Origin of the sequence: Amycolatopsis mediterranei (assembly GCF_026017845.1) — a bacterium.
GTDB lineage: Bacteria > Actinomycetota > Actinomycetes > Mycobacteriales > Pseudonocardiaceae > Amycolatopsis > Amycolatopsis mediterranei.
The window spans coordinates 1520492-1532797 of sequence record NZ_CP100416.1 but is presented as its reverse complement, the minus strand read 5'-3'; the positions used below and the strand labels follow the sequence as shown (position 1 = coordinate 1532797).

At 72.8% G+C, this 12306-nt stretch carries 11 protein-coding genes; 9 read left to right on the top strand and 2 right to left on the bottom strand.

Going from position 1 to position 12306, the window contains the following annotated elements; translation table 11 throughout:
- Positions 1-9 precede the first annotated feature (9 nt).
- The 4 genes from ISP_RS07340 to ISP_RS07325 all read left to right on the top strand — a co-directional run bounded on the left by ISP_RS07340 (position 10) and on the right by ISP_RS07325 (position 4911).
- Positions 10-1716 (top strand): TIGR03086 family metal-binding protein, encoded by a 1707-nt coding sequence (locus ISP_RS07340; protein WP_013223250.1) that lies wholly within the window; start codon positions 10-12, stop codon positions 1714-1716.
- Between the two features lie 343 nt (positions 1717-2059).
- Positions 2060-2665 carry a TetR/AcrR family transcriptional regulator gene (locus tag ISP_RS07335; protein ID WP_013223249.1) on the top strand — a complete coding sequence of 202 codons (606 nt, stop codon included), beginning with the start codon at positions 2060-2062 and terminating at the stop codon, positions 2663-2665.
- Positions 2662-3834 carry a Glu/Leu/Phe/Val dehydrogenase dimerization domain-containing protein gene (locus ISP_RS07330; protein WP_013223248.1) on the top strand — a complete coding sequence of 391 codons (1173 nt, stop codon included), beginning with the start codon at positions 2662-2664 and terminating at the stop codon, positions 3832-3834. Before ISP_RS07335 ends, ISP_RS07330 begins: the two co-directional genes overlap by 4 nt.
- Before the next feature lie 48 nt (positions 3835-3882).
- Positions 3883-4911 (top strand): LLM class flavin-dependent oxidoreductase, encoded by a 1029-nt coding sequence (locus ISP_RS07325; RefSeq protein WP_013223247.1) that lies wholly within the window; start codon positions 3883-3885, stop codon positions 4909-4911.
- Here ISP_RS07325 and kstD read toward each other — a convergent pair.
- Entirely contained in the window at positions 4908-6632 is a 1725-nt protein-coding gene (gene kstD, locus ISP_RS07320) for a 3-oxosteroid 1-dehydrogenase (protein WP_013223246.1), read from the bottom strand. The genes ISP_RS07325 and kstD overlap by 4 nt on opposite strands.
- A gap of 285 nt (positions 6633-6917) precedes the next feature.
- Between kstD and ISP_RS07315 the strand changes: the two genes are divergently transcribed.
- On the top strand, positions 6918-7637 hold the full coding sequence (locus ISP_RS07315) for an SDR family NAD(P)-dependent oxidoreductase (protein WP_013223245.1): 720 nt from the start codon (positions 6918-6920) through the stop codon (positions 7635-7637).
- Here ISP_RS07315 and ISP_RS07310 read toward each other — a convergent pair.
- Positions 7625-8905 carry a 6-phospho-beta-glucosidase gene (locus tag ISP_RS07310; protein WP_013223244.1) on the bottom strand — a complete coding sequence of 427 codons (1281 nt, stop codon included), beginning with the start codon at positions 8903-8905 and terminating at the stop codon, positions 7625-7627. The two genes, ISP_RS07315 and ISP_RS07310, sit on opposite strands and share 13 nt — an antisense overlap.
- A gap of 266 nt (positions 8906-9171) precedes the next feature.
- Here ISP_RS07310 and ISP_RS07305 point away from each other — a divergent pair, with 266 nt between their 5' ends.
- Genes ISP_RS07305 through ISP_RS07290 form a run of 4 tightly spaced genes read left to right on the top strand, consistent with a single transcriptional unit; the run spans position 9172 to position 12306 of the window.
- Positions 9172-10197, top strand: coding sequence for a carbohydrate kinase family protein (locus tag ISP_RS07305; protein WP_013223243.1), 1026 nt, complete (start codon positions 9172-9174; stop codon positions 10195-10197).
- A gap of 53 nt (positions 10198-10250) precedes the next feature.
- Positions 10251-11060, top strand: a complete 810-nt coding sequence (locus tag ISP_RS07300) for a heavy metal-binding domain-containing protein (RefSeq protein WP_013223242.1) — start codon at positions 10251-10253, stop codon at positions 11058-11060.
- Positions 11057-11908, top strand: coding sequence for a heavy metal-binding domain-containing protein (locus tag ISP_RS07295; protein WP_230468723.1), 852 nt, complete (start codon positions 11057-11059; stop codon positions 11906-11908). The genes ISP_RS07300 and ISP_RS07295 overlap by 4 nt, the downstream gene beginning before the upstream one ends.
- Positions 11908-12306: a hypothetical protein gene (locus tag ISP_RS07290; protein ID WP_013223240.1), complete on the top strand. Its 399-nt coding sequence runs from the start codon at positions 11908-11910 to the stop codon at positions 12304-12306. Before ISP_RS07295 ends, ISP_RS07290 begins: the two co-directional genes overlap by 1 nt.

Sequence of the window (12306 nt, the reverse complement as noted above, 5' to 3'; positions counted from 1 at the left end):
GAGCCAGCCATGACGGTCCCCGCCCTCCGCCCGTTCCGCGCCGAGATCCCGCAGCCCGCCCTCGACGACCTGCAGAACCGCCTGCGCGGGGCACTGTGGCCGGATGAGCTGCCCGCGGAGTACGGCGTCACGAACGAGCGGGTCCGCGCGCTGGCCGAGTACTGGCTGGAGAAGTTCGACTGGCGGGCGTTCGAGGCGCGGCTCAACGCGCACCCGCAGTTCGTGACGGAGATCGACGGCGAGACCATCCACTTCCTGCACGTCCGCTCGTCGCGGGCGGACGCGACACCGCTGGTGCTGACGCACGGCTGGCCGGGCTCGATCGTGGAGTACCTCGACGTGATCGGCCCGCTGACCGAGCCGGCGTCGGCCGCCGAACCGGCGTTCCACCTGGTCATCCCGTCCCTGCCGGGCTTCGGGTTCTCGGGGCCGGCCCGGTCGGCGGGCTGGGGCACGCGGCGCACGGCGGCGGCGTGGACCGAGCTGATGAGCCGCCTGGGCTACGAGAAGTACGGCGCGGTGGGCAACGACGCGGGGTCGATGATCTCCCCGGAAATCGGCCGGATCGCGCCGGAAAAGGTCGTCGGGGTGCACGTCACGCAGCTGTTCTCGTTCCCCTCCGGCGACCCGGCCGAGCTGGCGGACCTGAGCGAAGCCGACCAGGCCGCGCTGGCGCATCTGCAGTGGTTCTACGAGAACATGTTCTCCTTCAACACACTGCACAGCCAGCAGCCGCACACGCTGGCGTTCGCGCTCGCGGACTCGCCGCTGGGCCTGCTGGCGTGGAACGCGCAGCTGTTCGGCGAGCACCTGGACCCGGAGTTCGTCCTGGCGAACGTGGCGCTGTACTGGCTGACCCGCACCGGTGGCTCGTCGATCCGCTTCTACTACGAGGACGCGCACGCGGCGTCGCGCCCGGAGGGCCCGACGACGGTCCCGACGGGCCTGGCGATGTTCGCGGGCGACTTCCGGTCGATCCGGCGGTTCGCCGAGCGCGACCACGCGAACATCGTCAGCTGGCACAGCTACGACGTGGCGGCGGGCTCCGGCGGTCCCCGCGACGCGGCCGGCCACTACGCGGCGCACGAGGCCACGGACGTTCTGGTGGCCGACATCCGCCGGTTCTTCGCCGGCCTGAACCGCGGCTCGTCCTGGCCGGTCCTGGCGGCGGCGCACGAGGCGCTGCGGTCGGCGATCGCGGGTGTGGCGGACCGGTCGGCGCCGACGCCGTGCGCGGAGTGGAACGTGACGCAGGTCCTCCAGCACGCGGCGGGCGACCAGCTGGGCTACGCGGCCGCGATCACGGGTTCGGGCGGCCCGGACTTCAACCCGTTCGCCCCGTCGGGCGAGCTCCCGGGCCCGGCGGCGGAGTACCTGGAGCCGGCTCTGGCGGCCTCGGCGGCGGCGTTCGCCACGGTGGCCCTCGACGCGCCTTCGGTCCCGACGCCCCTGCCCCAGGGAGCCCTCCCGGCCCCGGTGGCGGTGGGAGCGGCCGCGTTGGACGCGGCGGTCCACGCCTGGGACATCGCCAGGGCGGCGGGCCAGGAGTCCCCGCTGACGCCGCAGCTGGCCGAGCAGCTGCTCCCGGTGGCCCGCCGGCTGGCCGAGCCCCTGCGCGGCTTCGCGTACGCCCCGGCCTTGGAGCCTTCGAACGGCGACGACGCGGCCGCGACGCTGCTCCGATACCTGGGCCGCGATCCGGAGTGGACCGCCTGAGACAGGGGCCGGGAGTGCCGGGAGCCGCGGTGGCGGCCTCCGGCACTCCCGCATGCACGGCATCCCCGGCCTTCGTTCCCGACGGCACCGGTCCGGATCTCCGGCGGTGGGTGACTTCGGTAAGTACGCGGCGGCGTTTGCCCCGGCCGCACGATCACCGCAGGCCGCTCCTCCTGGCGCCCGAGCGCCGCCGGCCGCCGCCACCGATCACCCGTCCGCGCCCCAAGTCACGACGGAAGCCCCGCCGATCACCCCTCTGACCTGCGATCCTGACTGTCCGCACAGGCCGAGGACCCACCTTCGGCGCCTCCCGCCGTACCGATCCCCTCGGTACGGTGGCCGCATGATGCGGAAGGCCGTGGCCGTGCGGCGGGAGGAGATCGTGCGGGCCGCGCTCGCCCAGATTCGCTCCCGGGGCATCTCCGGCGTGCGGGCCGCCGATGTCGCTCACGCACTCGATGTCAGCACCGCGCTGATCTTCTACCACTTCGGGACCCTCGAAACGCTCGTCATCGAAGCCTTCCGGCAGGCCGCCGAGCACGAACTGGCCAAGCTGAACGACGAGCTCGGCAAGGCAGGCCCCGCCGACAAGCGGCTCCGCGCCGTCCTCGCCCTGTACGGGCCCTCGCACCACGACAACTGGCAGCTGTGGATCGAAGCCGGCGCCGCGGCCATGCGGGACGCCGCCCTGCGGGCCGTGCTGCAGCGGCTGGACCTGCGGTGGCGGGATGCCGTCGTGGCGCTGATCGCGGAGGGTGTCGGGGCCGGGACCTTCCGGTGCCCCGATCCGCACGGCGCCGCGTGGCGGCTGACCGCGCTGCTCGACGGGCTCGCCGTCCAGGTCGTCGCCCGGCAGGGCACCGTCACCACCGGGGACTGCGACCGGTGGGTCGAACAGGCGATGGCTTACGAGCTCGGATGTCGACCGGGGGATCAGGAGGGGCGATGACCGAAACAGCCTTGCTCGAGGTGGCGTGGACCGACCCCGTGACCGGGTGCCGCGGGTACCTGGTGATCGACCGGCTCGTGCGCGGCGTGGCCAGCGGGGGCCTGCGGATGCGCCGCGGCTGCTCGCTGTTCGAGGTCCGCGGCCTGGCCAGGAGCATGACGCTCAAGGAAGGCCTCAACTACGACCCCGACGGCCGGTACGTCCCCCTCGGCGGCGCCAAGGGCGGCATCGACTTCGACCCCTACGACGAGCGCGCCCGCGACGTCGTCGCCCGCTACCTGCGCGCCATGCGGCCGCTCATCGAGCAGTACTGGAGCATGGGCGAGGACCTGGGGCTGCGGCAGGACGTCATCGACGGCGTCATCGCCGAAATCGGCCTGCTCAGCCCGGTGCAGGCGATCTACCCGCTGCTCGAAGACCGCGACGCGGCGACCGCCCGGCTGGCGGAGGCCTTCCGGATCGAGGTCGGCGGGCTGGGGCTCGACGAGCTCGTCGGCGGCCTCGGCGTCGCGCAGGCCACGCTCACCGGGCTCGAGATGCTCGGACTGGACCACCGGCCGAACCGCGTCGTGCTGCAGGGCTTCGGCGCGATGGGCGGGGCCACCGCCCGCTTCCTCGCCGACGCCGGGCTGCGCGTGGTCGGCGTCTCGGACGTGCGCGGGGTCGTCGCGAACCCGGACGGGCTCGACGTCGAAAACCTGCTCCGGCACCGCGACCGCTTCGGCGGCATCGACCGCGACAACCTCAAGCCGGGCGACGAGCTCCTGCCGCCGGAAGCCTGGCTGGACGTGCCGGCCGAGGTGCTGGTGCCCGCGGCCATCTCCTACTGCGTCGACGCCGACAACCAGGCCAAGATCGGCGCGCAGCTCATCGTCGAGGCCGCGAACCTGCCGGTCACCCCGGCCGCCGAAGAGCTCCTCGATGCCCGCGGCATCCGCGTGGTGCCGGACTTCGTCGCCAACTCGGCGACCAACTCGTGGTGGTGGTGGACGCTGTTCGGCGACGTCGGTGCGGACGCCGAGGAAGCCTTCGGCAAGGTCCGCGCCCGGATGCGCGCCCTGGTGACCAGCATGTTCGAGGTCGCCACCCTGGACGGCCTGAGCCTGCGCGCCGCCGCGCTGCAGCTGTCGGAGAAGAACCTCGAGGCCATCCACGCCCGCTTCGGCTGACACCGGGGGCCGGGGAACGAATCCGGGCCCGAGATAGTTGAACGTTTCATGAAACTCGGCATCTACAGCTTCGGCGACCGCGCGCCGGACCCGCGCACCGGCGAACAGCCCACTGTCGCGCAGACGCTGGCCAACACCCTCGAGCGGATCAAGCTCGCCGACGAGCTCGGCCTCGGCTTCTACGGCCTCGGCGAGCACCACCTCGACCAATACGCGATTTCCAGCCCGGGCACCGTGCTGGCCGCCGCCGCGAGCGTCACGAACCAGATCACCCTGAGTTCCGCCGTGACCGTGCTCAGCACCGAGGACCCGGTCCGCGTCTACCAGCAGTTCACCACGCTCGACCAGCTCAGCCACGGCCGCGCCGAACTGCTCGCCGGGCGCGGGTCGTTCACCGAGTCGTTCCCGCTGTTCGGCAACGACCTCGGCGACTACGACGAGCTCTTCGAGGAGAAGCTCGCCCTGCTCCTGCGCATCGACCGCGAGGACCCGCTCACCTGGTCCGGCAAGTTCCGGCCGCCGCTGGAGAACGCGCGGATCCTGCCCCGGCCGTACGGCAGGCGCCTGCGCATCTCGATCGGCACCGGCGGCAACCCCGAGTCGTCGATCCGCGCCGGGCTGCTCGGCCTGCCGGTCGTGTACGCGGTGATCGGCGGGCAGCCCGAGCGCTTCGCCCCGCTGGTCGACCTCTACCGCCAGGCCGGCGAGGCCGGTGAGCAGGACCCCGCGGACCTGCACGTCACCATGAGCGCGATCGGCTTCATCGCCGAGAAGTCCCAGGACGCCAAGGAAACCTTCTACCCGTACTGGCTCGAGACGATGAAGTACGGCGCCCGCGCCCGCGGCTGGGCGGTCCCGACCCGCGCGGAGTACGACGAATACACCCGCGGCGCGCAGGCGCTGTTCGTCGGCAGCCCGCAGGAGATCGCCGAGCGGCTGATCGCGGTCGGCAAGCGCACCGGCGCGGACCGGTACGCGATGCAGATGGACTGGTCCGGCGTCCCGCACGCCGAGGTCATGCGGGCCATCGAACTCCTCGGTACCGAAGTTCTTCCGTTGGTGGAAAAGGAGTTCTAGACGTCGTTCGCGGCGATGTAGCCGAACGTCATGGCGGGGCCGATGGTCGACCCCGCGCCGGCGTAGCTGTGGCCCATCACCGCCGCGCTCGCGTTGCCGGCCGCGTACAGGCCGCGGATCACCGAGCCGTCCGGGCGCAGCACCCGCGCCCGGGCGTCCGTGCGCATGCCGCCCTTCGTGCCGAGGTCGCCGGGGACGAGCCGCAAGGCGTAGTACGGCGCCGCCCACAGCGGCGCGAGGCAGGAGTTCGGCAGCACCGACGGATCCGTGTAGTAGTGGTCGTACGCGCTCGCGCCGCGCCGGAACTCGGGGTCGGTGCCGGACCGGGCGTAGCCGTTGAAGCGGTCCACAGTGGACTTCAACGCGGCCGGCGGCACGCCGATCTTCGCGCCGAGGTCCTGGACGGTCGACGCCTTGAAGACCGCACCGGCGGCGTACCACGCATCCGGGAACGGCAGCAGCGGCGCGATGTCGCGGAAGAGGTACCGGTTGCGGTAGTTCTGGTCGACGATCAGCCACGCCGGGATGTCCGGCGCCGCCGGGTTCTTGTCGTACATCGTGTGCACGACGTCGCTGTAGGGCGCGGCTTCGTTGACGAACCGCTGTCCCGCCTGGTTGACGATCAGCCCGCCCGGCAGGGTCCGTTCGGCCAGGCAGAAGTACGGGTCGCCGGGGGTCGGGATGGCCGGGCCCCACCAGGCGTCGTCCATCAGGTCGAGGGCGGCGCCGGCGCGCTGCCCGGCGCGGTGGCCGTCGCCGGTGTTCTCCTTCGCGCCGACCGTCCAATCGGTGCCGATCGGCTGCCGCTGGTACTGCGCGCGCATCGCCGCGTTGTGCTCGAACCCGCCCGAGCCGACGATCACGCCACGGCGCGCCCGGACCAGCCCCTGCGGCGTCACGACCCCGGTGACCGCGCCGTTTTCGACGTTCAGGTCGACGAGCGGGGTGTTGAGCAGCACCGGGACGCCGGCCCGTTGCAGGCCCACGCGCAGGCCGGCGGCGAGCGACTGCCCCATGGTGAGCGGCTTCTGGCCGGCCAGCGCGGCGGCCGTGCCGCGGGCGAGGCATTCGGCGGCGACCGCGGCGCCCTTGGCGTTCACCAGGGCCAGGTTCAGCCACTTGTAGTCCGCGCTGAAGACGACGAGCCCGGCCGGCGTGGCGAGGTAGGGCGGGTTCAGGTTCGCCAGCTCGGCCCCCAGCAGGTTCCCGTCGAACTGGTCCGGCTCGATCGACCGGCCGTTCGGCAGCCCGCCCGGGAGCTCCGGGTAGTAGTCGCTGTAACCCTCCATGAAGCGGAACCGCAGCGGGCTGTTGGCCAGGACGAAGGCGATCATCGCCGGGCCGTTGCGCAGGAACGCTTCCTGCCGCGCGGCCGGGACGTCCGGGCCGACGACCGCGGCGAGGTACTGCGCGGCCTTCGCGGGTGTGTCCGGCACCCCGGCGGCGAGCAGGACCGGGTTGTTGGGGATCCAGATGCCGGCGCCGGAGCGCGCCGCGGAGCCGCCGAACGTCGGCGCCTTCTCGAGCACGACGACGCTCAGCCCGCGTTTGGCGGCGGTCAGCGCCGCGGTCATGCCCGCCGCACCGGACCCGACCACGACGACGTCGTACTCGCCGGGAGGTGCCGCGGCGGCGGGGGTCGCGACCCCCGCGGTGACGGCGAGGCCCACCCCGGCGGCGCTGCCGCGCAAGAGCTGACGGCGGGTCAGGTCGGCTTCCATGGCGCACTCCTCGCTCGCGGAACGGCGAGGGCCATGATCTCCGCAGCGGCCCAAAACTGGAACAGGTTCTACCCGACTGGAGCAGTCACGGCCGGTCCGGCTCGGCCGGTGGCGCCAACCGGAAGCGGCATTCGGCGCAGGTACGCGACCGCGACGGCTTGCGGCACTTCGACACCCGGACGGCCGCCTCGACCGTCCCCTGTAGACCCTCGAGACAAGTTGACGGCACGCTCAACTTGTGGCTAAGTTGAGGACAGTCTCAGTTTTCTCCAAAAGGAGGTTCCCTTGCCGAAAGTGCTCGCCGTCCTGGGCGTCGGTCCCGGGCTCGGCCTGTCGATCGCCCACCGCTTCGGCCGCGAAGGCTTCACGACGGCGCTGGTTTCCCGCACCGACGCCCGGCACGCGGACTACCGTGCGTCGCTGGCCGGGATCACCGCCCCCACCTACACGGCCGACGTGACCGACGAAGCCCAGCTCGGGGCCGTGCTCGCCCGCATCACCGCCGACGCCGGCGAGATCGACACGGTGTACTTCGGGCCGGCCGACGCCACGGCCGGCGGGGGTATCACGCCCCTCACCGAGGCCGGCGCCGGCAGCCTGCGCGCGGCCTTCGATTCCCTGGTGGTCCCGGCGGCGAAACTCGTCGGAGCCGTGCTGCCGGGCCTGCTGGCGCGCGGTTCGGGTTCCCTGCTGTTCGCCGGCGGCCTGAGCGGCAAGTACCCGATGCCGATGCTCGGCAGTCTCGCCCCGGCGTCGGCGGCGCTGCGGATGTACGTGCTCACGCTGCACGCGGCCCTGCGGGAAACGGGCGTCCACGCCGGGATCCTGACCATCGGTGGCCTCGTCGAGCGCGGCGACATCCACCGCATGATGACCGCGCAGGACCACGGCTTCACCGTGGGAACGCTCGATCCGGACGACATCGCGGAGAAGGCGTGGTCGCTGTACGTCCAGCGCGACGCCGAAGCGGAGTTCACCACCACGGCGGCGGTTCAGGCGAGGTAGGCGAGTTCCGGGTGCGCGGCGACGTAGGCGTCCAGCAACCGCCGGGCGACCGGCACCGAGCCGACCAGCGGGTGCAGTGCGAACGCCCGCAGCGCCGCCGCCCGCGAGCCCGTCGTCGCCGCCTCGATCGTCGCCCGCTCGACCGCCTTGACCGTCGTCACCAGGCCCAGCGCGTGGTCCGCCAGCGGCGCGGTGGCGAGCGGGCGGGCGCCGCCGGCGTCGACCGCGCACGGCACCTCGACGATCGCGTCACCCGGCACGCCCGGGAGCGCGGAACCGTTGCGGACGTTGAGGATCAGCGTCGTGCGCTCGCCGTGGGCGAGGGCGCGCATCAAGGCCAGCGCGACCTTCTCGTAGCCACCGCCCTCGAGGTCGTCACGCTCCCCCTCGCGCGTCTCGGCCATGTACGTCGCTTCGCGTTCCAGGCGCGTGCGTTCCCACGACACGAGCGAAGGTTCCGCGTAGAAGCCGCGTTGCTGTTCCAAAAGGAACGCCCCGCGCGACTCCGAACCGGCGGCTTCGCGGGCGAAGTAGTAATAGTGCAGGTATTCGTTGGGCACCGCGCCCAGCGTGCGCAGCCAGTCCGCACCGAAGAGCCTGCCCTCCTCGAACGACTCGCACGCGGCGGTGTCGGCGAGCAACCGCGGCAAGACGTCCTCCCCGCCGACGCGGACCGAGCGGAGCCAGCCGAGGTGGTTGAGCCCCGCGTAGTCGAACTTCGCCGCCGCCGCGTCGATCCCGAGGGCCCGGGCGACGCGGCGGCACAACCCGGCCGGCGAGTCGCAGATGCCGATCACCCGGGCGCCGAGGTGCGCGGCCATCGCTTCGGTGACCATGCCGGCGGGGTTGGTGAAGTTGATGACCCACGCCCGCGGCGCCAGCTCGCCGATCAGCCGCGCGAGGGCGACCGCGACCGGGACCGTCCGCAGTCCGTAGGCGATCCCGCCCGCGCCGGCGGTTTCCTGCCCCAGCACGCCTTCCGCGTGCGCGACCTGCTCGTCGAGCCGACGGCCGCGCAGACCGCCGACGCGGATGGCCGAGAACACGAAGTCCACATCGGACACCGCGGCGGCGAGATCGGTGGTGGTGCGCACCCGCGGCGCGTTCGCCGCGCCGCCGGCCTGCTCGGCCAGGACCCGTTCGATCGCCGCGAGGCGACCGGCGTCGACGTCGTGCAGGACGAGCTCGGTGACTTCACCGCCGGCCAGCAGCGCCCCGTGCACCAGCGGCACGCGGAAACCGCCGCCGCCGAGGATCGCCAGCCTCATCGTGAAACGCTTTGCTCGATCGGGTGACCCACCACGTCTTGCGGGGGTCCGGGTGGCGGGGCCTCCGGATGACCCACCAGGTTTTCCGGGGGTCCGGGTGGCGGAGCCCCCGGCCCGGAGCGAAGCTCCGAGTGACAGCCGTGCCGCATCCGGCGACCCTAGCAGCCCCCGAGCCCGCACTCCGCGGCTCGAGCGGCCCCGCTCTTGCGGATCTCGCGCCGCTGACGCAGGCTCGGGCCACCGTTGCGTGATCCGTGGAGGCGCCTGTGCCGGCTGAGCCCGTACCCGAAGTCGATGTCTTCCTGTCCGGCCTGCTGTTCTTCGACCTGGTCTTCACCGGGCTCGAACGCCCGCCGGCGCCGGGCACCGAGGTGTGGACGGGCGGCATGGGCTCGGGACCGGGCGGGATCGCGAACTTCGCGGTCGCGCTGAGCCGCCTCGGCTTGCGCACGTCGCTGGCGGCGGCGTTCGGCACCGACGTCTACGGGCGCTACTGCTGGGACGTGCTGACCCGGCAGGAGCGCATCGACCTGTCGCGCTCGCGGCGGTTCCCGGAGTGGCACTCGCCGGTGACGGTCTCGCTGGCCTACGCGGGCGACCGCGCGATGGTCACCCACGGCCACCCACCGCCCGTCCCGGTCGCGGAGCTCGCCGGTTCGCCGCCGCCGAGCCGGGCGACGGTGGCGCACATCGGCCTCGACACGGCCGAGTGGGTCCACACCGCACACCAGTCGGGCAGCCTCGTGTTCGCCGACGTCGGCTGGGACCCGTCCGAGGCCTGGTCGCCGGCGTTGCTGGAGCAGCTGGCGTGCTGCCACGCCTTCCTGCCGAACGAAATCGAGGCACTGCGCTACACCCGGACGGACACCCCCGAAGCGGCGCTGGCCAGGCTGGCGGACCTGGTCCCGATCGCGGTGATCACCCGCGGCGGCGAGGGCGTGCTGGCGGTGGACGGGACGACCGGCGAGACGGCGGCGGTCCCGGCGCTCCCGGTCGACGTGCTGGACGCCACGGGCGCCGGCGACGTGTTCGGTGCCGGGTTCGTGGCCGCGACGCTGACGGGCTGGCCGCTGGTGGAGCGCCTCCGGTTCGCGTGCCTGACGGCGAGCCTGTCGGTGCAGCACTTCGGCGGCGCGCTGGCGGCCCCGGGCTGGCACGAGATCGCACAGTGGCACGCGCGGACCCGCAGCCCGGAGTACGCGTTCCTGGACGAAGTGCTGCCGTCGGAGACGGTGGCGGGGATCCGCCGCGGCCCGGTGACCCTCGGCTTCGGCGACGACAGCTGGCGCTGACACGCGGGCGGAATCCGTGCCACGATGGCAGCAGTGCCGGAGGGAGGCCGCCTGTGCCCGAGCGGGGATCGCGCGACCTGTCGCCGGGAACGCAGGCGCGCTTCGACCGGTTCTCCCCCACCGGGCCGAAGACGTCGCTGCTCAGCGTGCCGGGCGCGGTGGGGGCCGACGTGGCCGGCTTCACCCCCGTCGGCGACGTCATGGGCTGCGTCGTCCACCAGATCGGCTTCACGGGGACGGACACCTGGTCCGCCGACCGGATCGGGCAGCTGGCGGGGATCCTGCGCGAGGGCTACGAGACGGCCCTCGACCGGCTCGTGGAGGAAGCGGCCGCGATCGGGGCCGACGGCGTGCTCGGGATCGACTTCGCGGTGACTTCGCCCGATGGCGCGGCGCAGGAGTTCGTCGCACTCGGCACCGCCGTGCGCGCCAAGGCCGGGCCGCGGCCGCGGCACCCGTTCACCACCGGCCTGCCGGGCCAGGACGTCGCCAAGCTGATGCTCGCGGGCTGGGTGCCCGTGCGCGTCGCGGTCGGCATTTCCGGCCGGGCGTTCACCGACTACTGGCAGCGGTCCCTGGTCAACGAGTGGGCCGGGAACGTCGAAATCCCCCTGGCCACGGAACTCGCCACCGCCGTGCGGGCCGAGGCGCGAGCCGAGTTCGCCCGCGAGATCGGCGACTGCGGTGCCGACGGCGGGATCGTCTCGGACCTGAAGTTCGACATCTGGCCGGTCCACGACATCGCGGTGGCCGCCATGGCCACCGTCATCGGCACCGCGATCGCCCGCTTCCACGAAGGCCCGGCGACCCCGGCCGGCACGCTGAAGATCCTGCCGTTGAACCGTTCCGAGGAGGCTTCGTGACGCCTGCACCTTCCCCAGGGGATCCGGAGGGCGAAGCCCCGCCCGGCGCTGAGCACCACATCCCCGAGGATGCGATGCGACGGCTCACCGAGATGCGCCCCGGCGGGAAAGCCGGCCTGTTCACCTCGGACCTGAGCGTCAACGAGTTCCTCCTCGTGCGCGAAGCCGGGTTCCGGCCGCTCGGGCTGGTGCTGGGCTCGAGCATCTACCACGTCGGGTTCCAGTGGCGCCAGTGGACCAAGAACCAGGAGCTGGACCGGCTTTCCCAGGCCATGTACCACGCGCGCGAGCTGGCGATGTCCCGGATGGAGACCGAGGCGGACGTCCTCGGCGCGGACGGCATCGTCGCGGTCCGCCTGGAGATCGAGTTCAAGGAGTTCGGCACCGACCTGGCCGAGTTCATCGCCGTCGGCACCGCGGTCAAGGCCGAGGAACCCGGCGAATGGCGCACCAACGCCGGGAAGCCGTTCACTTCGGACCTGTCCGGACAGGACTTCTGGACGCTGGTGCAGGCCGGCTACGCCCCGCTGGGGATGGTGATGGGCACGTGCGTTTACCACATCGCGCACCAGCGGTTCCGGCAGGTGGTGGGCAACTTCGGCAAGAACGTCGAGATCCCGCAGTACACCGAAGCGCTGTACGACGCGCGCGAACTGGCGATGTCGCGGATGCAGGCGGAGGCGGAGCAGCTGGAGGCGGAGGGCATCGTCGGGGTGCAGCTGCTCTCGCTGCCCCACCAGTGGGGCGGGCAGACGACGGAGTTCTTCGCGATCGGTACCGCGGTGAAGCCGCTGCGCGCCGACCACCACATCGCCAAGCCCCAGCTCGTGCTGCCCCTCACCGACTGATGGGCGCGCTGGACTTCCACCTGCTGGTGGCCGCCCTGCGCGCGGACCGCGCGGACGTCGAGTCCTACCACCGGGTCCTGTCGGAGACGCTGGGCAGCGCGCTGCCACCGGGCATGGTCGAGGTCGCGCGCCGCCGGACCCTCGCCGACCGCGTCGCGCGCCGGGACGGCCAGGCGGTGTCGGTGCGGGTGACCACCCCGGACCACGTGCTGGTGCTGAGCGAGGCCGCGCACGGCGGCGTCGCGGCGGAGATCCACCAAGTGGTCCGGGGCGTGGTGATCAGCCGCAAGCCGGCCTCGGTCGAGGCCTGGCTCGCGGCTTTGGCCCGGGAACTGACCGCGCTGGCGGAAACGGACACGAAGGCCCGGGACGCGCTGACCCGCCTGCTGGACGGCTGA

What these genes read in the sequence shown, in the direction of transcription:
- ISP_RS07340 (WP_013223250.1), top strand. Translation starts at nt 10, where the DNA reads ATGACGGTCCCCGCCCTCCGCCCGTTCCGCGCCGAGATCCCGCAGCCC.
- ISP_RS07335 (WP_013223249.1), top strand. Translation starts at nt 2,060, where the DNA reads ATGATGCGGAAGGCCGTGGCCGTGCGGCGGGAGGAGATCGTGCGGGCC.
- ISP_RS07330 (WP_013223248.1), top strand. Translation starts at nt 2,662, where the DNA reads ATGACCGAAACAGCCTTGCTCGAGGTGGCGTGGACCGACCCCGTGACC.
- ISP_RS07325 (WP_013223247.1), top strand. Translation starts at nt 3,883, where the DNA reads ATGAAACTCGGCATCTACAGCTTCGGCGACCGCGCGCCGGACCCGCGC.
- kstD (WP_013223246.1), bottom strand. Translation starts at nt 6,632, where the DNA reads ATGGAAGCCGACCTGACCCGCCGTCAGCTCTTGCGCGGCAGCGCCGCC.
- ISP_RS07310 (WP_013223244.1), bottom strand. Translation starts at nt 8,905, where the DNA reads ATGAGGCTGGCGATCCTCGGCGGCGGCGGTTTCCGCGTGCCGCTGGTG.
- ISP_RS07290 (WP_013223240.1), top strand. Translation starts at nt 11,908, where the DNA reads ATGGGCGCGCTGGACTTCCACCTGCTGGTGGCCGCCCTGCGCGCGGAC.